At 60.9% G+C, this 20920-nt stretch carries 15 protein-coding genes; 6 read left to right on the plus strand and 9 right to left on the minus strand.

The genetic code is table 11. The annotated features are described in order from the left end of the window. Window positions 1-24: 24 nt before the first annotated feature. The 5 genes from ACN0X0_RS00525 to ACN0X0_RS00545 all read right to left on the minus strand — a co-directional run bounded on the left by ACN0X0_RS00525 (window position 25) and on the right by ACN0X0_RS00545 (window position 7344). Entirely contained in the window at window positions 25-1014 is a 990-nt protein-coding gene (locus ACN0X0_RS00525; RefSeq protein WP_417277565.1) for a glycoside hydrolase family 3 N-terminal domain-containing protein, read from the minus strand. Window positions 1015-1016: 2 nt separating this feature from the next. Then, window positions 1017-2252: an SPOR domain-containing protein gene (locus ACN0X0_RS00530; RefSeq protein WP_417277566.1), complete on the minus strand. Its 1236-nt coding sequence runs from the start codon at window positions 2250-2252 to the stop codon at window positions 1017-1019. A 141-nt stretch (window positions 2253-2393) separates the two neighbouring features. Continuing rightward, a complete protein-coding gene (gene argS, locus ACN0X0_RS00535; RefSeq protein WP_417277567.1) occupies window positions 2394-4112 on the minus strand; it encodes an arginine--tRNA ligase in 1719 nt (572 codons plus the stop codon). Window positions 4113-4184: 72 nt separating this feature from the next. Beyond that, on the minus strand, window positions 4185-6125 hold the full coding sequence (locus ACN0X0_RS00540) for a cation:proton antiporter (RefSeq protein WP_417261496.1): 1941 nt from the start codon (window positions 6123-6125) through the stop codon (window positions 4185-4187). A gap of 46 nt (window positions 6126-6171) precedes the next feature. Beyond that, window positions 6172-7344 (minus strand): deoxyguanosinetriphosphate triphosphohydrolase, encoded by a 1173-nt coding sequence (locus ACN0X0_RS00545; RefSeq protein WP_417277568.1) that lies wholly within the window; start codon window positions 7342-7344, stop codon window positions 6172-6174. A gap of 155 nt (window positions 7345-7499) precedes the next feature. Between ACN0X0_RS00545 and ACN0X0_RS00550 the strand changes: the two genes are divergently transcribed. The 4 genes from ACN0X0_RS00550 to xth all read left to right on the plus strand — a co-directional run bounded on the left by ACN0X0_RS00550 (window position 7500) and on the right by xth (window position 10798). After that, window positions 7500-7832 carry a HesB/IscA family protein gene (locus tag ACN0X0_RS00550; protein ID WP_417277569.1) on the plus strand — a complete coding sequence of 111 codons (333 nt, stop codon included), beginning with the start codon at window positions 7500-7502 and terminating at the stop codon, window positions 7830-7832. A gap of 232 nt (window positions 7833-8064) precedes the next feature. Next, window positions 8065-8409: a hypothetical protein gene (locus ACN0X0_RS00555; RefSeq protein WP_417277570.1), complete on the plus strand. Its 345-nt coding sequence runs from the start codon at window positions 8065-8067 to the stop codon at window positions 8407-8409. 115 nt (window positions 8410-8524) lie between these two features. Beyond that, on the plus strand, window positions 8525-9721 hold the full coding sequence (locus ACN0X0_RS00560; protein WP_417277571.1) for an NAD(P)/FAD-dependent oxidoreductase: 1197 nt from the start codon (window positions 8525-8527) through the stop codon (window positions 9719-9721). 246 nt (window positions 9722-9967) lie between these two features. Continuing rightward, window positions 9968-10798, plus strand: coding sequence for an exodeoxyribonuclease III (gene xth, locus ACN0X0_RS00565; RefSeq protein ID WP_417277572.1), 831 nt, complete (start codon window positions 9968-9970; stop codon window positions 10796-10798). A 52-nt stretch (window positions 10799-10850) separates the two neighbouring features. On the opposite strand, the gene der is transcribed toward xth, so the two are convergent. The 3 genes from der to ACN0X0_RS00580 form a co-directional block, all read right to left on the minus strand. Continuing rightward, the gene (gene der, locus ACN0X0_RS00570; RefSeq protein ID WP_417261490.1) at window positions 10851-12368 is read right to left on the minus strand and encodes a ribosome biogenesis GTPase Der; all 1518 of its coding nucleotides are present in this window, start codon (window positions 12366-12368) and stop codon (window positions 10851-10853) included. A gap of 91 nt (window positions 12369-12459) precedes the next feature. Beyond that, complete coding sequence (locus ACN0X0_RS00575) at window positions 12460-13791, minus strand: PQQ-binding-like beta-propeller repeat protein (protein ID WP_417277573.1); 1332 nt, start codon at window positions 13789-13791, stop codon at window positions 12460-12462. A gap of 56 nt (window positions 13792-13847) precedes the next feature. Next, the gene (locus ACN0X0_RS00580; protein WP_417261488.1) at window positions 13848-14501 is read right to left on the minus strand and encodes a hypothetical protein; all 654 of its coding nucleotides are present in this window, start codon (window positions 14499-14501) and stop codon (window positions 13848-13850) included. Between the two features lie 427 nt (window positions 14502-14928). On the opposite strand from ACN0X0_RS00580, the gene ACN0X0_RS00585 reads away from it, so the two are divergent. After that, window positions 14929-16083: an efflux RND transporter periplasmic adaptor subunit gene (locus tag ACN0X0_RS00585; RefSeq protein WP_417277574.1), complete on the plus strand. Its 1155-nt coding sequence runs from the start codon at window positions 14929-14931 to the stop codon at window positions 16081-16083. After that, a complete protein-coding gene (locus tag ACN0X0_RS00590; protein WP_417277575.1) occupies window positions 16080-20090 on the plus strand; it encodes an efflux RND transporter permease subunit in 4011 nt (1336 codons plus the stop codon). Before ACN0X0_RS00585 ends, ACN0X0_RS00590 begins: the two co-directional genes overlap by 4 nt. Window positions 20091-20093: 3 nt before the next feature. Here the strand turns inward: ACN0X0_RS00590 and ACN0X0_RS00595 are convergent, their stop codons facing one another. Then, window positions 20094-20906 (minus strand): class I SAM-dependent methyltransferase, encoded by an 813-nt coding sequence (locus ACN0X0_RS00595; protein ID WP_417277576.1) that lies wholly within the window; start codon window positions 20904-20906, stop codon window positions 20094-20096. Between the last annotated feature and the right edge of the window lie 14 nt (window positions 20907-20920).

Genomic DNA, 20920 nt, shown 5'->3' on the forward strand with positions numbered 1-20920 from the left:
TATCTTTTCAGGGGCTATGCAGATTTATGTTCTGGAAAACTCTTCCGCCAGCGCGTCGATGTCAATGGGCGCGTAGGCCGGGCGGCGGGCGATGGCACGGTCCGCGCGGGCCTGTGCCGCCTCCGACATCTGACCCAGACGCGCAATCTCCTGCATCTCCATAAGATCGCCATTGCAATGAAGAACCATATCGCAGCCAGCGGCGAGCGCCGTTTCGCCGCGTTCCAACACCGTCCCTTCAAGTGCGCCCATGGAAATGTCGTCGGTCATCAAAAGCCCATCAAAGCCGATCTCGTCGCGGATAACACAGATCGCTTTCGGGCTTTGCGTGGCGGGACGCTCAGAATCGATGGCGTCCAAAATGATATGCGCGCTCATCCCCATCGAGAGATCGCTCAAGGCCTCGAAGGGCGCGAAATCCTCGGCCAGTTCGGCGCGGGAGGCGGTGACGCGTGGCAGGCCCTTATGGCTGTCCACCGTGCCGCGCCCATGGCCGGGCAGATGTTTCATCACCGGCGACACGCCGCCTGCGGCCATGCCCTCGACCAAGGCGCGGCCCATGCGGGCCACCATACCGTGATCTTCGGAGAAACAACGGTTCTTCAGAAAAGGATGCGTTTCATCGCGGGCCACATCGAGGCCGGGCACACAGTTCACGTCGATGCCCACGCGGAACAAATCCTCGGCCAACAACCGCCCCCTGAGCCACAGCGCACGGTCGGGGTCCTTCGCGGTCAGGACCTGATCCAAAGGCGGCATAAATTCGCGCCAATGCGGCGCGCGCATGCGTTGCACGCGACCACCCTCTTGGTCGATCAAGATGGGCGCGTGCCAGCCAACGGCCGCACGCAGATCAGACGTCAGTGCCCGCAACTGATCGGGGGTGTCGACGTTGCGCGCGAAAAGGATGAACCCCCAAGGCTGCGCCTCACGGAAAAACGCCGCCTCCGAGGGAGACAGCGTCAAAGTTTCACACCCGAAGATATAGGCGCCCTGCCCTCGACCCGGCCCCATGATCAGCGCTGAACGGTCGGCACACAGGCCGCGTTCATCGCCGTCAATGCGGCACAGAACCGGTTGGCATCGGACGCATCGGCAAAGCCGTAGGCGCGCAGGCGGTAAAAGGATTTGCCGCCGCTTTCCGCCTCTTCGATCACGCGGGTTTTGCCTTCCATCAGCTCTTCGAACCGGCCCGAGAGACGGGTCCATTCGCTGCGCGCGATGTCTTCGGACTGGAACGCGCCGAATTGCACCAGACGCGATCCCGCAGGCACCTCGGAGGGCGTCATTTCATTCACGCCACCGATGGCGGCAAGAATATCGCCCGCCACGCCATCGAGGCTCGCGGCATCCGTGCGCGTCGCAGAGGTGCTCGCGGATTGCGCCAGAGACGCAAGCCGCACCGGGCGCGGTTTCGGGATCGGCGAAATCATCACATCGCTGGTCGCCATGTCTTCCGCCATCTCCTCGACGGAAGCGGCCAGATCCTCGACACTTTGCAGCTCAAGCGGGTCTTCGTTCACCGCGACCTGTTCAAGCGTCTCAGGCGCGGCTTGCAACGCGAAGGCGTCATTCGACGGCTCATAGGACGACAAGACCGGCTGAACCGAGGACATCGGCTGATCTTCGTCGGTCAGGCTGGCCGTGGCAGGCGCCAGTACATACCGATCCGCAGGGGCCGCCGCAGAGCCATCGGCGGTCACGGAATTGACCGCGAGGCCCTGATGCATCGCCAGTTGCCCGCCCGGATCGTCGGGCAACAGACGCGCAGAGCCTTCGAGCGCGCGGATCACCGGCACGCCGGTCACATCGCGCACCATCAATTTGTAGCCCCAGATGCCGAGGCCCAGAATCAGCGCCAGAGACACGATCGCGCCGCCGATTTGCGCCGGGCCTAGATGCGGACGCGCCGCGGCCTCGATCTCTGGCAAATCCGTGGTGTCGTAGACATAGGCGGGACCCGCCTCGTAGCTGGCACGCGGATCGTGGAAGCCTTGCGCGACATGGCTGTAATCTTGCGACGGAGCGCGTTCCGACTGTGGCGGAAAGTGCACATTCTCATTGGAAAACAACCGGTCCGCATCCGGCGCGCCCGCCAGTCCAGGGTGACCCTGACCGCCATAATGAGCCTGCCGCGAGACTTGCGGCTCGGGTCTTTGCCAATGATTATCTCGGGGATTTTCACGAGAAGTGAAGCCGCGATCCTGCGCCTGCGCATAAGGGGAACCGGGGCCGTTATAAACGTCCTGCATACTCTTCGCCTCGTACTTTTCCCGCTTGTTTTCTGCGGGTTATCGTCTGCTCTTGAGAGGCCGCGTGAGGATCTTTTGCCCTCGTTTTGGATGCGGCCCCTCCCGGGGGTCCCGGTCAGTTTGGCGCGAAGCTCTTGAAGATCAACGCATTTCCTTCGCCGGGGTTACGCCAAGGATAGCAAGTCCGGCAGAAATCACAACGGCAACGGCACGCGGAAGTGCAATTTTTGCCGACGATACGTCTGCGTCGTCCTGCAAGAAGCGCAGCGCCTCATTGTCATTGCCCTTATTCCACAGCGCGTGGAAGTCAGACGCCAGCTCATAGAGGTAGAAAGCGATCCGGTGCGGCTCGTGGCCTTTGGCCGAAATTTCGACCTGACGCGGGAAGTCGGCGAGTTTGCGCGCGACGGCAATTTCGGCTGGGTCGTCGAAGCGGGGGCTGTTGGAGAGCGTAATCCCCTGCTCCTCTGCCTTGCGCAGCACGGATGAGACCCGCGCATGGGCGTATTGCACGTAGAACACCGGGTTGTCTTTCGACTGTTCCAGCACACGCGCGAAATCGAAATCCAGCGGCGCGTCGTTTTTGCGGGTCAGCATGATGAAACGCGTCACATCCTTGCCCGCCTGCTCGACCACATCGCGCAGGGTCACAAACGTCCCTGCCCGTTTGGACATCTTGAACGGCTCGCCATTCTTGAAGAGTTTCACCAGCTGAATGAGTTTGATGTCGCAATCGACCTTGCCATCGGACAGCGCCGACACAGCCGCTTTCATCCGTTTGACATAGCCGCCATGGTCGGCGCCAAACACGTCGATGATGCCATCATAGCCGCGCTTCACCTTGTCGTAGTGATAGGCGATGTCGGGGGCGAAATAGGTCCAGGCACCGTCGGATTTTTGGATCGGACGATCCACATCGTCTCCGTGTTCGGTCGATTTGAACAGCGTCTGCTCGCGCGGTTCCCAGTCCTCGGGCAGCTTGCCTTTCGGCGGCTCCAGAGTGCCGCGATAGATCAGCCCCTTGTCTTTCAGCTCCTGAATCGCAGCCTCGATCAGACCGGTGTTGTAGAGCGATTTCTCCGAGAAGAAATTGTCCATCTCGACGCCCAAAAGCGCCAGATCCTCGCGGATCATCGCCATCATCGCGTCGGTGGCAAATTCGCGCACCTCGGCGAGCCACGCCTCTTCGGGCTGATCCAAAAGGCTGTCGCCATATTTCTCTTTCAGAGCCTCGCCCACGGGCACAAGGTAATCGCCGGGGTACAGCCCCTCGGCAATCTCGGGGCTGAGACCATTGGCCTCGCGGTAACGCTCAAACACCGAGCGCGCCAGCACATCGACCTGCGCACCGCCATCGTTGATGTAATATTCGCGCGTGACGTCATAGCCCGCGAAATCCAACAGAGACGCCAAAGCATCGCCAAACACAGCGCCGCGCGTGTGGCCGACATGCATCGGACCGGTCGGGTTGGCGGAGACATATTCGACGTTGATCTTCGCCTTTGCCCCCATGGTCGAGCGGCCATAGCCCTCGCTGGTGAGCACAGTTTCCACGAGACCGGACCAGACGCTTTCATCGAGACGCAGGTTGATGAACCCCGGCCCCGCCACATCGACGGAGGTGATCCGCGCGTCAGCCGCGAGTTTCTCCGACAGTTTGTCGGCAATGTCGCGCGGCTTCATACCCGCCGGTTTCGCCAGCACCATTGCGGCATTGGTCGCCATATCGCCATGCAGCGGATCGCGCGGCGGCTCGACGGCCACATTGGCAAACTCCAGACCTTCGGGCAAAACGCCCTCTTGGGTCAGAGCCTCAAGGCTGTCGATCACAAGGGCACGGATATCGGCGAACAGGTTCATGGTCTCTCTCTTTATAAGTCCAGCGCGGGTTTACCACGCGGGCGCGCCACGTCAACGGCTTCAATGGGGGGCTTAGCCGGCCTTCGCGCTTTCCGCCTCAGGTGGCACGAGGGAGACAAGTTTGACCCCCGGCGACATCCGCCCCCGCGCCGTGTTGACCCGCAACTCGGTGCGCCGCCGCTTCAAGGCCTCACGCGCACTTTCGCGCTGATCCTCGGGCAGGTCCTTGATCGCCGCCTCGGCACGGCCCGGGAACAGCAACTCGGCGTCTTCGGATAGGAAGCGTTTGAACACCCCATCCGTGCCCATCCGCCCCAAAAGCATCGCCTTGGGCCGGTCCTCTTTCCACTGATCAAAGCCGTAATCCTCAGAGAGCGGCGTGACAGACAACTTCCATCCCTGCCGCATCAGATCGTCCAATTCGCCATAGGTCTTGCCACCGCCAAAAGGCCGCCCACCAAGCTGCGTCGGCAATGCATGCCGCGCGCGCTCGCCTTTGACGCGGGCCAGTTGCCAGACCTGATCCCGCCCGAACTCCGACCCGAAATCGGTGGCCACCAGCGTGTTATAGGCGTCATTCTCCGTCGCCGCGATCAGTGTCTCAAAGGACAGCACCTCAAGACTGTCCTCCGCCGCCTCGCCCAGAATATCACCGTAAAACACCGGCAGCCCCGCCGCGCGTGGCCGCACCAGACGCGCGTGGTTCGGGTCGGCGATCAGGACCGGCACCTCTTCGCGCTTTAGAGCTTCGGCCAGCGCCGTGGTGAACCGCGAGCCACCAAGGATCAGCACCCCGGGCTTGCCACTCGTCGCCAGCCCCAGCGCGCGCGCCATGGGCGCCAACGTAAAGCCGTGCAACACCACCGTGACCAGCACCAAGACAAAGGCCAAAGGCCCGACCACCGCACCATCGGTGACCCCCGCCTGCGCCAGCCGTTCACCGAAAAGACCGGCGACGGCGACCAGCACGACACCGCGCGGGCCGGTCAAAGCGATCAACAGTTTCTCATTGCGTGGCAACCCTGTGCCGATCAGCGAGATCAGCACAGTCAAAGGCCGCGCCACGAGGATCACCAAAGCGACGAACAGCCCCGCGCGCCAGGTGAGTTGTCCCAGGGAGGCAAAGTCCATAGACGAGGCCAAGAGGATGAAGACGCCAGAGACCAAAAGCACCGTGGCGTGTTCCTTGAACCGCCGCAACTCTTCGAAAGACGGCAGGTCTGCGTTGGCGATGATCAACCCCATGACGGTCACGGCCAAAAGCCCGCTTTCGTGCAACATCATGTTCGGGAAAGCAAAAGTCGCCAAAAGCGTCGCGAAAAGCACCGGCACTTTCATATATTCCGGCACGTAAGCGCGACGGAAAGTGTAGGAGATCGCAGCCCCCGCAGCGATGCCCACGGCCATGGCAATCGCAATGCCAAGCGCCAATTGCGTCACCGCGTCTGGAAAGCTTTCTGCTTCGCGGCCCACAAGCACGAATTCGAAGGCCAGCACGGCCGCCAGAGCACCCACCGGATCGTTGACGATGGCCTCCCATTGCAACAGGTTCGCGGGCCGTTTTTGCAATTTGGCCTGCCTGAGAAGCGGCGCGATCACCGTCGGACCGGTGACGACCATGATGCCGCCGAACACGGTCGAGGCCTCCCAGCCAAGCCCCGCGCCCCAATGCAGCGCTGCGGACGACAGGAACCATCCCAAAGGCGCGCCGATCAGCACCAGCCGCGTCACGCCTTTGCGTGCGTCGCCCAGTTTGTGCAGATCGAGCGTCAGCCCGCCCTCGAACAGGATCACCGCAACCGCCAGTGAAATCAAAGGCTGTACCAGCTCGCCGATGTCACGCTGCGGCTCAAGCACGCCCAGAGCCGGCCCGACCAAAAGCCCGGCCGCCAGCATTAGCACAATCGCCGGCAGTTTCAGTCGCCATGCCAGCCATTGCGAGCCAACGCCCAGCACACCCACGAGGGCAAAGGCCTCGACCGGTCCCAGACCCGTCAGTTGTTCTGTGGCCATGTCGCCGTTTCCTTTGTGCTTTAAATACTCAACTCACCCTAACGCGTCAGGCGCAAAGTCGTTCAAATTCCTGAATGGCAAAACGGTCCGTCATGCCCGCAACATAATCAAGCACGATCCGCGCCAGCTCAGTTTCCGTCTGCGCCGCCTCGACCTCGTGGCGCCATTCGGCGGGCAGAAGGTCAGGCTTTTGCATGAACAGCGGGAACAGCGTGTTGACCATATGGGTGACGCGCTGGCGCTCTTTGACCACGGAAGGCGCGCGGTACATCCGCTTGAACAAAAAGGATTTAATCGCTTTGAGATTTTGGAAGAACGGCTTTGAGAACCGAATGATCGTCCGGTCCATATCGCGAATGTCCTGCGCCGTTTCGGGCTTTGCGGCCTCCAGCCGGTTGGTGGCGATGGTCAGCACATCCTCGACCATATAGCCGAAAATCCGCCGCAGAGCCTCGTGATCGCGCCGGTTGCGCTCCAAGCCCGGATAGAGCCGGTCGACCTCTTCGTACGCCGGTCCCGTCAGCGGCAATTCCATCAGGTCCTCGGCGGTGAATAGTCCCGCGCGCAGACCATCGTGCAGGTCGTGGTGGTTGTAGGCCACATCGTCGGCAATCGCCGCCACCTGCGCCTCGGCACTGGCGAATGTGTGCAACTCCAGATCGAAGAGATCATTCACCTCCTTGAGCGCATAGGGCAAAGGCGCATCGTCGGGGTGTTTCTTTTTGTCGGCATTGGGCCCCACGATGGGACCGTTGTGTTTGGCGATGCCCTCAAGGCTCTCCCAGGTCAGGTTCAGCCCGTCAAAGGTCGCGTAATGACGCTCCAACTTGGTGACGATCCGAAGCGCCTGCGCGTTGTGATCGAAGCCGCCGTAAGGCTCCATCAACAGCTCAAGCGCATCCTCGCCGGTGTGCCCAAAGGGCGAATGGCCGAGATCATGCGCCAGAGCGATGGCTTCTGCCAGACCCTCGTTCAGCCCCAAAGCCCCCGCCATGGTGCGCGCCACCTGCGCCACCTCGATGGAATGCGTCAGACGCGTGCGATAATAATCGCCTTCATGTTCGACAAAGACCTGCGTCTTGTGTTTCAGCCTGCGAAAGGCCGAGGAATGGATGATCCGGTCGCGGTCGCGCTGAAAGGGCGAGCGGAATGTCGACAGTTCCTCGGGATAGAGACGGCCCCGCGTCTCATTGGGCTGGCTTGCGTAGGGTTTTAACATCTGTTCTCTTTTCCACAGCGGGGCTTACACACCCCCACCTTGTCGCCTGAGTTTTCCACAACTATATTGTGCTCAGAGACCCGCGACAAACAGATGACGTCGCTTTTTCGCAATAAAGGACTGTTTTTTCAGTCTGAACCCCCGGGATCGACATCATGGCCCTCACCCTGCCCCCGAAAGTGACCTCTCGCGCCTTTGCGCGTCTGGCCGAGATTAACGCCGCGACCGGCGAGGAGAAGGCCCTGCGTGTGGCGGTCGAGGGCGGCGGCTGCTCGGGGTTTCAATATGACATCACGCTGGACGCACCTGCCGAGGACGACGTGGTTCTGGCGGGCGATGGCGGCACGGTGGTGATCGACCCTGTGTCCCTGCCGTTTCTCGAAAACGCGACGATCGATTTCACCGAAGAGCTGATCGGCGCGCGGTTCGTGATCGAAAACCCGAACGCGACCTCGGCCTGCGGCTGCGGCGTGTCCTTTTCGATGTAAGACCTTAGCATTCTCGAACACCGATAAGACGGAGGCCTTTGGGCCTCCTTTTTTATTGCGCCAGCGCCCAACTGCCCACTTCCACATACGCACAGATAAAAACTTCGTGATGTCATTTTATGCACACACTCTTGTGAAGTTTCACAGACTACCCTTCCCGTCCAGAAGCACCATATGAGGAGGGAAGACGAGAGCATTCCTGTCGCTCTTGCACTGAAAAGGACCAATACTCATGACCAAACATTCTGTTAAAACCGTTCTCGCCGCCGCTCTTGTCACCCTCGCAGGCTCCGCCGCCTTCGCAGACAGCAACTACATCAAACCCGGTTACGCTCAGAACACCAAAACCGGCGTGACCCTTGATCTGGTGCGCTCCGACAGCGCTGGCGTGATCTACGCCTATAACGCTCGTGACGGTGTCGAAGGAAAAGTGCTGGGCTCCGTTCCCGTGAAAGCTGGCGTGAACAAAGACGTGCGCATCGACTTCCGCACGCCTGCCCTGAATGATGTGCTCACCGTGCTCTACACCGGCGACACGACAACCCCGGCCGCGAGTGCTGAAGTGAACGAAAACTAAGACTGCCCCTCCCACAGTCTTACAAAAGGCTCCCGTTTCGGGAGCCTTTTTTGGTTCTATCGTCCGAGGGGTTTCCGGGCTTGCAATGTGACCCGCGCCCTGCTCAAACCGGGCTATGGAACAGTTTGACACGATCATCTTGGGCGCGGGCGCTGCCGGGCTTTTCTGCGCGAAATTCGCCACTGAAAAAGGCGCGTCCGTTCTGGTCGTCGATCACGCCAAACGCCCGGCTGACAAAGTGCGCATTTCCGGTGGCGGGCGGTGCAATTTCACCAATCTCTATGCCGAGGCGCAAAACTACCTCTCCGCCAATCCGCATTTCATGAAATCCGCGCTGGCGCGCTATACGCAATGGGATTTCATCGACCTTCTGGCCAGGCATGGCATCACCTGGCATGAGAAAAACCCGGAAAAAGGTCTGGGCCAACTGTTCTGTGACGGCAAATCCGCCGCGATCATCGACATGCTTTTGGCCGAGGCACGAGGCGCAGAGGTGCGGCTGTCGACAGAGGTGAACGAAATCCGCCATGACGGGCACCAGTTCATCGTCACGCTGAACGGCACCCCTGTTCAGTGTCGCACCCTCGTCGTCGCCACCGGCGGCAAGTCGATCCCGAAAATGGGCGCTACGGGACTTGGGTATCAGATCGCCGAGCAATTCGACCTCAAGGTTCTGGACACCCGCCCCGGCCTCGTGCCCCTGACCTTTTCCCCGCATGAGCTGGACTGGATCGCGCCGCTCGCGGGCACGGCACTGGACGCGCGGGTGACGGCCAATGGCAGCTCTTTCGATGAGGCGCTTTTGTTCACCCATCGCGGCCTCTCCGGCCCTTCGATCCTGCAAGTGTCGAACTATTGGCGTGAAGGCGATGCGCTCACCGTCGATCTGTTGCCCGGACAAGATGCATTTGAAGCGCTGAAATCCGAGCGCGCACAAAATGGGCGTCGGCAAATGCAAACGGCGCTGGCCACGCTTTTCCCCGCCAAACTCGCGACGGCTTTGGCAGAGAAATTTCAGCTAAAGGGCAACCTCGCCGATCACTCCGACAAGGCGCTTCGGGCGCTCGCCGATCAGCTTCATGGCCTGATGCTCAAACCCACCGGGTCGGAAGGCTACCGCACCGCCGAGGTCACTTTGGGCGGCGTGGACACGAACGCGCTGTCATCCAAAAGCATGGAGGCCAAAGCCGTCCCAGGCCTTTATTTCATCGGCGAAGTGGTCGATGTCACCGGCTGGCTCGGCGGGTATAATTTCCAATGGGCCTGGGCCTCAGCGGCGGCGGCGGGTCGGGCGATTGCGGCCCAGAGATAACCGGCACCAGTGGGACTTCACTGTTTCGCCCCCTTAAGCTCCGCCCCAGTTCGAAATGTCTCTGTTCCTTTACCTCACATTAACCTTAATGCCCGCTAACCTTAACACCCGGTAAAAGTTCATCCATCGCACCCTCAGCGCAGGTTCGCCCCTGAATTCAGCGCCCCTCGCTTCATGCTTCTGCCAACATCCCCTTTCCCTCACCGCACTCGCCCCCTAAAAAGAGGCAAACCAAGGAGAGCCGTCATGAAAATCGCCAGCTTCAACATCAACGGCATCAAAGCGCGGGTGAACGCCCTGCAAGATTGGCTGAAAGAGGCCGAGCCGGATGTGGCGATCCTTCAAGAGATCAAATCCATAGACGAAAACTTCCCGCGCGAGGTCTTCGAGGACATGGGCTACAACGTTGAAACCCATGGGCAAAAGTCCTTCAACGGCGTGGCGCTTTTGTCGAAACTGCCACTCGAAGACGTCACCCGCGGCCTCCCCGGCGCGCAAAGCGCAGGCCGCGACGGCGCGGACGACGAAGAGGCCCGCTACATCGAGGCCACGGTGGTCGGAGACAAGGGCGCAATCCGCATCTGCGGTCTCTACTTGCCCAACGGCAACCCGGTCGATCTGGACAGCGACGGCGCACCTGTGCCCGGTTCGAAATATGACTTCAAACTCAAATGGTTTGATCGACTGACGGCGCGTGCCGAATCCCTTCTGGCCGAGGAACAGCCCTTCCTCATGGCGGGCGATTACAACCTGATCCCGCAGCCTGAGGATGCGAAACGCCCGGAAGCCTGGAAAGACGACGCGCTGTTCCGCCCTGAGAGCCGCGCCAAGTTCCGCAAACTCATGAACCTCGGCTTGACGGATGCGCTCCGTGTGCGCAATGGCGCGCCGGAGACCTATACGTTTTGGGACTACCAAGCCGGCGCGTTCCAGAAAAACGACGGCATCCGCATCGACCATTTCCTCTTGTCACCACAGGCCGCAGACCTTTTGACCGACTGTCAAATCGACGCCTACACGCGCGCCAAAGACAAGCCCTCCGATCACGTGCCGATCTGGGTTGATCTCGACCTGTAACGTAAAAAGGGAGGCATAACGCCTCCCTTTTTTGTTTCTAGTGTCCAACGCCTCACCGTTTCGGAGGCCGCTGTTTTTTCACCTTCGGCGCATCGGCGCGGTCTTTGCCCAAGTGTTTGCGCAGCCGCGACGGCGTCGATTTCGTCTTGTTCTTATAGGGGTTCTTGTCCGCCTGAGAGCGGAAGAACAGCCGGATCGGCGTCCCCGGCATATCAAAGTCTTCACGCAAGCCGTTGATCAGATAGCGTTTATAGCTGTCATTCAACTCGTCCGGGTGCGAGCACATCACCACGAATTGCGGCGGGCGGGCTTTCACCTGCGTCATATAGCGAAGCTTGATCCGACGGCCACCCGGTGCGGGCGGCGGGTGAGCCTGGGTCATGGCGCCGAGCCAGGAATTCAGACGCGAAGTCGATACACGGCGGTTCCAGATCGCGTGGGCATTCAAAATGGCTTCCTGAAGCTTGTCGAGGTTCTTGCCGGTCATCGCCGACACGGTCACCAGTTGCGCGCCGCGCAGCTGCGGCAGGAGACGCGCGAACTCTTCGCGCAGCTCTTTCGCCTTGTTGGATTTGTCCTTTTCCTCGTCCCATTTGTTCACCGCGATCACCACGGCGCGGCCTTCGCGCTCGGCCAGATCGGCGATGCGCAGGTCCTGTTGCTCGAACGGGATCGAGACATCGAGCAAAACGACCACGACTTCGGCGAATTTCACCGCGCGCAGACCATCGGCGACGGAGAGCTTTTCGAGCTTTTCCTGCACCTTAGCCTTTTTGCGCATCCCCGCCGTGTCGAACACGCGCACGGGGGTGCCGTTCCAGGTCATGGTCACGGAAATACTGTCGCGGGTGATCCCTGCTTCGGGGCCGGTGAGCAAACGATCTTCGCCCAAGAGCTTGTTGATCAGCGTGGATTTCCCGGCATTCGGACGGCCCACGACCGCGATCTGAAGCGGTTTGTCGAGGGTGAAATCGCGCGACGCACCGCCGATGTCTTCGTCTTCGCCCAGTTCCTGCTCTTCCTCGGTCAGTTCGACATCGACCTCGGGTTGTTCTGCGGCAGAGCGAATGTCGAAGTCTGCGGCCAGCGGTTTGAGCACGTCGTAGAGATCAGGCATGCCCTCGCCATGTTCGGCCGAGAGCCGCAGCGGCTCGCCAATGCCCAGCCCATAGGCCTCAAGAAATCCGCTTTCGCCCGCCTGCCCCTCGGCCTTGTTCACAGCCAAGATCACATGTTTCGCACGTTTGCGCAGAATCTCGGCAAAGACCTCATCGGCGGGCAGAACGCCAGCACGCCCGTCCACCATGAACAGACATACATCCGCCATATCGACCGCACGTTCGGTGAGCTTGCGCATCCGGCCCTGAAGGGACTCGTCGGTGGCTTCCTCCAGCCCCGCCGTGTCGATCACGGTGAACCGCAGATCGCCAAGCTTCGCCTCTCCCTCACGCAGGTCGCGCGTCACGCCTGGCTGGTCATCGACCAAAGCCAGCCGCCGCCCGACAAGGCGGTTGAACAGGGTCGATTTGCCCACATTGGGACGACCGACAAGGGCAAGCGAAAAGGACATGGACAGGCTCCAAAACAAGTGTCAAGCGGCCCCGATACACGTGTTCGGGGCCGCTCGTCAAAGAGATTTCATACGCGTCTCGAAAAACGCTTTAGCGCAAAGCGGCCAGAGAACCGTCTTCGAGCAGAAGATACATCACACCGCCGACAACGATCGGATCGGACGTGGCGCCTTTCGGCAGCGTGACCGAGGACACCAGAGCACCGGAGGCTGGATCAAAGCCGCGCAGCACACCATCGTCAGAGGCGACCCATAGTTTGCCACCCGCAGCAACCGGACCGTAATGGGCAAAGACGGTTTTGCGTTTGCGCGCTTTGTCGGTGGTGAAATAGGGCAGTTGCACGCCCCAGATGCGCTCGCCAGAGGACGCGGACAGGCGCACCAACTCGTTGCGATCCGTGACGATAAAGACAGAGCCACCGACGATGGACGCCGGGCTATAAGCCCCCTCATCCGCCGTCCAGATGCGTGTGCCGGTCTCAAGGTTGAACGCCGCATAGCGCCCGGCCTGATTGCCGACATAGAAGGTGTTGCCTACAACCACAGGATCGGAGGTGATGTCGGAGACGTTCGCGTAGACCACGCCCTTGCGCTGACCGGCCAGGGAGGCGGTCCAATAGCGGATGCCACCTTGACGGAACACGCCGTAGAGATCGCCCGAGGCAAAGGGCAGGATCGCGAATTTGTCGGAGACGGCGGGCGATACCGCGCCTGCGCGCGAGGTCACGGATTCGGGGCCGGAGATCTGCCATTTGACGCGCCCGTCGGAGGTCTGAACCGCCCAAGCCGTGCCATTGCCTGCGGTGACATAGGCCAGACCGTCATAGACCGTCAGACCCGCCGCGCCGACGGAATCGAGGCGTTGGCGCCAAATCTCGCCGCCCGATTTCAGATCGAGCGCCACGAGATCGCCATAGCCCGTGGTCGCATAGACCACATTGCCGGAGATCGCTAAAGCACCGCCAAAGACCTTACCGGCTTTTTCGCCCGCAGGCGTCAGATCGACGGACCAGACCGTGCCGCCCGTGCTGGCCGACACAGCCGTCAGACGCGCTTCGGCATCCATCGCCACCACAACACCTTGAGCGGCGACCGGGTCGACCGTCAGACGGGTTTTGCGGGTCTTGCCCTGACCGATGTCAGAGGTCCATGCGAGAGACGGTGTGCCAGAGGTAAAGGCGTTATGGCCCGAGGCATGCATCCGCCCGGCACCGGTCATGGTCCAGGCATCGCGCGACACCTGTTGCCCCAGTGAGATCGCCACGCTGCGGTTCTGTACCGGTCCCGTGTCGGCATTCGCCAGCGGCGAGCCATCACGCAAATCGACACGCGGGCCAGAAAGAATCTCCTCACGCCCCGCGCCACAGGCGGTCAGCGCCAGCATCGCTACGAACAATCCCGCTTTGCCAGATCGACCGATCATACCCGCACTCCCTTTCTTCACACGATCCCGATGCATCTCTTGCATGCAGACTACTCTTACTCAGCCACGGGATCGGCCCCAAGGGCCACAATCATCTGTGCCGCGCGTCGACGCAAGGCATTACTTGCCTCGACATCCTGCGAAATGGCCCGATAGCCCTCGATCGCGGCCTGAACCTCGCCCATTTCGACCTGAGCGGCAGCGATTTGTTCCTCGGCCAAAAGCCGATAGGGCGCACCGGGGCTGGCGATCGCGGCCAGTTGCGTCACCCGGTCCTCGGGCGCGATCTCTCCGGCGCCGATCATGGCGGATTTCAGCACAGCCAGATCACGGTAGACCGGAGCCAGCATGTCGTCGGCCATCAAAGGCGCCAGAACCGACAGCGCCGCCTTGGCGTCGCCCGCCGCATGCAATTCGCCTGCGCGCAGCATGGCCGCGATCACGCGGGCGTCGCCCTCGGCCGTGACCTGCCCCAAAGCTTCGGCACGTGCCGCGTCGGTCTCTTGTCCAAGGGCTGCAGTCAACGCATCGCCCGTGGCCTCAGCCTGCGCGCGTGCCTGAGCCTTGGAATATTCGTTGAAAGCCGCGCCGCCCACGAGGGCCAGCACGGCTAGGATTCCAATCCAGCCGTATTTCTTCAGAAAGCCATAGAATTTGTCGCGGCGGACCTCTTCGGTCACTTCCTCGATAAAGGTATCGCTGTGGCTCACGTCTGCCCCCTGCCCTGACCCTGCGCGCATCACCGCGCTTGGGAGTCCTATCGTTTTTTAAAACTCGTGCCCCCTCTTACCCCGATCTTCGCCAGATTGCCAAGACCCGGCCTTTCATCTGCGCGTCGCTCACGACGTGGACGGTGCGCTGTGCGAAAACAGAGTTGGGAACCATCCCCCTCTCTACAAATACGCCCCAGCGTCCCTGTGCCGCGGCAAAAATCCACGAAATACAGCGAAAAAAGCGCGACACGATCTTGTGAATGTCGCGGAGCTTCCCCATCTTGGCCGCAATGTTAAAGCCATTAACTCTTGAAAGCGTGATAAGCTTGATCCATCGCCTCGGCCCAACCGTATAATGAGCGTCGAGATCAAAAGACCGCCGCAAGACTAAAGAACCAAGACTGAAGTACAGGGACAGACCACCATGCGTATCGTTTCCATCCTCATCGCCCTGTTTGTGACCGTGGGCCTGTACCTGTTCATCTTTGAACGCGACCGGCTGACCGGCGCGCCCGCAGAGACGGAAACGGCGGAGATCAGCGAAGATTTCGCACCGCCTGCCGAGAAAGCCACCGTGGGCGACACCGCCGTCTCCGTCATCGCGCGCCATTCCACGGCACAGGTGCTTGAAACCGGCGTCGTCCTGCGCGGCGAAACCGAAGCCGCGCGCAGCGTCGAGGTCACGGCGGAAACCACAGGCCGCGTGATCAACGAGCCGCTACGCAAAGGCGCGACTGTCACGGCGGGTCAGGAGCTGTGCCAGATCGACCGGGGAACCCGTGATTCGAGCCTCGCTCAGGCCCGCGCGGCGCTGTCTGAGGCTGAGGTGGGGCTGGCCAATGCCCGCAAACTCGCCTCTGGCGGCTATGCCTCAGAGACGCAGATCCTCTCCGCCGAGGCCGGTGTCGAAAGTGCGCGGGCCGCTGTCGCTCAGGTCGAGCGAGACATCGAAAATCTGGTGATCAAAGCGCCCTTCGCGGGGCTTTTGGAAAGCGACACGGCGGAGCTTGGGACCTTCCTGTCGGCGGGCAGCGCCTGCGCGACCGTGATCCAACTCGACCCGATCAAACTGGTGGGCTATGCCTCCGAGAGCGATGTGACCAAGATCGAGCTGGGCGCCATGGCGGGCGCGCGGCTGCTCACCGGCGACACGGTGACGGGTCAGGTGACCTTCCTGTCGCGCTCCGCCGATCCGGCCACCCGCACCTTCCGAGTCGAGATCGAAGTGCCGAATCCCGATTTCGCCATTCGCGACGGCCAGACGGTTGAGATCGCCATCGCCTCCGCCGGTGTCGAGGCGCATCTCGTGGCGCAATCCTCGCTCACGCTGGATGACGAGGGTCGCATCGGCTTGCGTCTTGTTGGCCCTGAGAACCGTGTCGAGTTCGCGCCCATCACGGTGCTGCGCGACACCCGCGAAGGCATTTGGGTCGCGGGTCTTCCCGAGCGCGCCGACATCATCACCGTCGGCCAGGAATTTGTTCGCGCAGGCGTGTTGGTTGATCCGCATTTTGGCGATGAGAGAGAGACACCTGACGCCGCAACCTCCGCTGAGACCTCCGCGGAGATCGGCCAATGACCGGCCTCGTCGATTGGGCGGGCGAGCGCGCCCGAATGATCCTCGCCTTCGTGGCGCTGACCTTGATCGCGGGCGCCTATGCCTATGTCAGCCTGCCGAAAGAAGGCGAGCCGGACATCGAAATTCCCGGCCTTTATGTCTCCGTCCCCTTCCCCGGCATTTCCGCGGAGGATTCTGAGAAGCTCTTGGTCAAACCGATGGAGACGGAGCTTTCCGATCTCGACGGGCTCGACACCATGTCGGCCACCGCGTCTGAGAATTACGCGGGCATCTGGTTGGAGTTCGAGTTCGGCTGGGACAAGACCAAAATCATCGCCGATGTGCGCGACCGCATGGGCCGGGTCGAGGCGGAATTCCCGGAAGGCGCCGAGAGTTACACGATTTCCGAGGTCAATTTCTCCGAATTCCCGATCCTGATCGTCAACCTCACCGGCCCGGTGCCGGAGCGCACTTTGGTGCAATACGCCAAACAGATGCAGGACCGGCTCGAAGGTTTGGAACCCGTCTTGGAGGCGCAGCTTACCGGCCACCGCGACGAGATGCTCGAGGTTGAAATCGACCCGCTGCGGTTGGAAAGCTACAATGTCACCGCCGCCGAGCTGATCACTGTGGTGACCAGCAACAACCAATTGGTCGCCGCCGGTGAGGTCGAAACGGATCAAGGCACCTTCTCGGTCAAAATCCCCGCCTCTTTCAACGATCAGCGCGACGTCATGGAGCTTCCGGTCAAGGTCAACGGCGACCGGGTGGTGACGCTTGGCGATCTGGCCGACATTCGCCTGACCTTTGAGGATCGCGTGGGTACGGCGCGGTTCAACGGCGAAAACACCGTCGCGCTTCAGGTCGTGAAACGCAAAGGCTTTCCGATCATCGACACGGTAGAGATCGTCAAACAAGAGGTCGAGGCGGAATTCGCCACTTGGCCCGAGCCGCTCCGGCAAGCGATCGTGGTCGGCACCTCAAACGATCAGTCGCGGCAGGTGTCTTCGATGGTGAGCCAGCTCGAAGGCTCGGTTCTGACCGCCATCGCATTGGTGATGATCGTGGTCTTGGCCTCCTTGGGCATCCGCTCGTCGCTTCTGGTCGGTTTCGCCATCCCGACCTCGTTTCTGTTGTGCTTCATCCTTTTGGGGCTGATGGGCATCACGATCTCGAACATCGTCATGTTCGGGTTGATCCTCGCTGTCGGCATGTTGGTCGATGGCGCCATCGTCGTCGTGGAATATGCCGACCGCAAGATGGAAGAAGGCACCGGCCCCATGGCCGCTTTCGTCGAGGCCGCGAAACGCATGTTCTGGCCCATTGTGTCGTCGACCGCCACCACGCTCTGTGCCTTTTTGCCGATGCTGTTCTGGCCCGGTGTGGCGGGCGAATTCATGGGAATGCTGCCGGTCACGATCATCTTTGTGCTCTCGGCCTCCTTGATCGTCGCTTTGATTTACCTGCCCGTCATGGGCGGCGTCTCGGGCCGCATCGCGCGCCTGTTTGACGATCTCTCAAGCGGCCTGCGCGCCACCACGCCCTATTGGGTCCGCGCCATATTGGTCGTGCCCTCCGCCTATATGGTCTTCCTCGGGCTGATGCAGCTGATGAACCCGAGCTATCTCTTGGCAGACCCAGACGGCTTTTGGCCCACGGCCCTTGGCGCCATTCTGTTCCTCGCAGGCTCCGCCTTCACCGGCATCACGCTCTCTGCCGCCCGGATCGAGCGCAAGAGCAAAAAAATCGACGCCGGTTACAAACGCTCGCCCTTCGGCCATTTCACCCATTTCATCGCGGGCAACCCGGTGATGCCGGTCGTCACCATCCTCGCCGTGATCTTCGCCGTCGTCTCGGTCTTTGGCTATTACGGCAAAAACAACAAAGGCGTGGAATTCTTCGCCGCCACCGAGCCGGAGCAGGCGATCATCTACGTCAAAGCGCGCGGTAACCTGTCGCTCACGGAAAAAGACGCGCTGGTGCGGCAGGCGGAAGACATCGTGCTCGCCCAACCCGGCGTCGACAATGCGTTCGTCTTTGCAGGCGACGGCGGCCTCAACCCTAACACCGGCGGCAGCACAGCGCCGCGGGACACCATCGGGCAAATTCAGGTCGAGCTGATCCCGTGGGAGGACCGCCCGACGGAGACCAAAGACGGTTTTCTGTTCTTCGAGGACACCCATGTGCGCCCCGAATATGACGGCAATTATGTGCTCGATCAGATCGAGACGAAACTGGCCAAGCTGCCCGGCATTCAGACCGAAACACTGAACCTCGCGATGGGGCCTGCCTCGGCGAAACCTGTGCATTTGCGGCTCAAATCCGACGACTTCGCCCTCTTGGAAGAGGCGACCGAGATCGTGCGCGCCAAATTCGATGCGACCGAAGCGCTGGCCGACACCGAAGACACCCGCCCCCTGCCCGGCATCGACTGGCAGATCGACGTGGACGTCGAGAAAGCCGGGCGCTTTGGGGCCGATGTGGCCACCGTCGGCGGAATGATTCAACTTGTGACCCGTGGCATCACCCTCGACACCATGCGGGTCGACAGCTCGGACGAGGAAATCGACATCCGCGTCCGCCTGCCCGAAGAGTTCCGTGTGCTCTCGACCTTGGACACGTTGAAAGTCCGCACCATGGACGGGCTGGTGCCGCTGTCGAATTTCATCACCCGCGAACCTGTGGCGAAACTCGCCTCCATCTCCCGTGTCGATCAGCAACGCTATTACGATGTGAAAGCGGCGGTGGATGTGCCTGAGGATATGTCGCTTCTCGAACTCGCACACTCAGAACAAGAGCAAACGGAAGACGAAGCCGCAGAGAGCGAAGAAACGGAACGATCCGACCAGCCGCATCCAATCGGTCTTGGCTATAAGCTGTCACAGGATCAAATCGACAACGACGCGCCCTATAGTTTCATTGTCCGAAACAAGGTTTCTCTGCTGTTCGGACTTCTGAAATGGGATGCTAAACCGGAGTATTTCTTCGTCGAGGGCGACTATGCCCAGCAGGATTTCGATCAACTTCTAAAGGACAGCGCATTTTCTGACGGTGAGGCAATCACTGTCTCGGAAAAACCGATCACACCCACCGAACGGATCGAAACCCTGACCGATTGGCTCGAGAGTGAAAATCCCCTGCCCCAAGGTGTCGCTTGGGAATGGACCGGCGATGATGAGGAGCAAAAGGAAACCGGCGCCTTCCTCCTTAAGGCCTTTGGCGCAGCACTCGCGCTCATGTTCATCATCCTCTTGGCCCAGTTCAACAGCTTCTACAACTCTGTGCTGGTGCTCATAGCCGTGGTCATGTCCACGGCGGGCGTGCTGATCGGGCTTTTGGTGATGGATATGACATTCGGCATGATCATGACCGGTACGGGCGTCGTGGCGCTTGCGGGCATCGTGGTGAACAACAACATCGTTCTCATTGATACCTATCAGGAATATGCCCGCTACATGCCCCGGATCGAGGCCATCGTGCGCACCGCCGAAGACCGCATCCGGCCCGTGCTTTTGACCACGATCACCACCATGGCGGGTCTGACGCCGATGATGTTTGGCCTGTCTTTGGACTTCATCAACGGCGGTTACACGATCAATTCGCCCACCGCGCAGTTCTGGACCAACCTCGCGACCGCCGTGGTCTTTGGACTCGGGATTGCGACCGTCCTGACGCTGATCTTCACGCCTGCGATGTTGGCGCTTCGGGTCTGGTTCTGGGACATTCTGCACCATGTCTGGATGCGGCTGATGACACGGATGGGCCGCCAAAGCCGTTCTGCCGAAGACTTCCGCCTGCGCCGCGAGGCCAAGCGGGCCAAGAACCCGGAATTCGTCTGGAGCACTGGGAATGATGGCTGGGCCGCGCCCGACAGCTTCGATGCCACCCGCGTCTCCCAAAGCGCACCGAAACAGCGCCCGGTCGAACAGCCCATGGCGACGCCCGAAAGCATGATCGAGATCGAACCGGAACGCCCGGAGACAGGGAAAATTGAAACAGGGAAGATCGGCAAAGACGCGGCGGAGTGACCCTCACCCGTCGCGTGATGCCAGCAGCGTGTAGCTCATCGGCAATTGCGCCGCGCGGCCTGCGTAGATGTCATATTCCGGCTCGCGGTTGCTATGGCCATGCTCTGTCAGGCGCATGATCTTAAGCCCCGCCTGCACGCAAGATGTCACGATCTCGCCCATGGTGTGAAAATACCAATAGCTCACCGCACCTTCGCCGTGGTCCACCCCGTCATAGGAAAACGTCTCGGTCGCGCTCAGCGGCGCGGTTTGGAAATAGTTGAACGACGGCTCGAACGGCGTCTCCGCCTCGTAATCGAACATCTCCAAAACCGGATGTGTCTCGTAGATCACCAGTTGCGCGCCGGGGGCCATCAGCCCCGCGACGATCTCGAAGAACCGCGGCAGGTCGGGCATCCAGTTGAGCACGCCAATGGTGATCAGGACAAAATCAAACGTGCCGATGTCGGAGGGCAGATCGTAAATATTGGCCTCGATCCAGTCAGGCGCGATTTGCGCAGCCTCGGCCAAGACCCGCGCCTGATCCAGAAATGCGCCGGATTGGTCAATCCCCGCCGCAGGCACCGCCCCGAAAGACGCCAGAGACAAAAGCTCACGCCCGTTGTTGCAGCCAACTTGAACCGCGCGCTTGCCGTTGAGATCGAGCGCGGAGAGCGTCTCTGTCAGACAGGCATCGAAGGTGGAAAACCCCGACTCAGAGGCCGCCTGTAAAAGCGCCTCCCAGCCCGCACCCGTCCCATGCAAATGCGCAGACGCGTTCCAGGCGGCTTTGTTGGCGTCTGTAGCCTCGGACAAATTGGGTGTCTCGGTCGTCATTTTTGTCTTCGAAT

The sequence above is a fragment of the Celeribacter sp. genome, from assembly GCF_048270365.1.
Classification (GTDB): domain Bacteria; phylum Pseudomonadota; class Alphaproteobacteria; order Rhodobacterales; family Rhodobacteraceae; genus Celeribacter.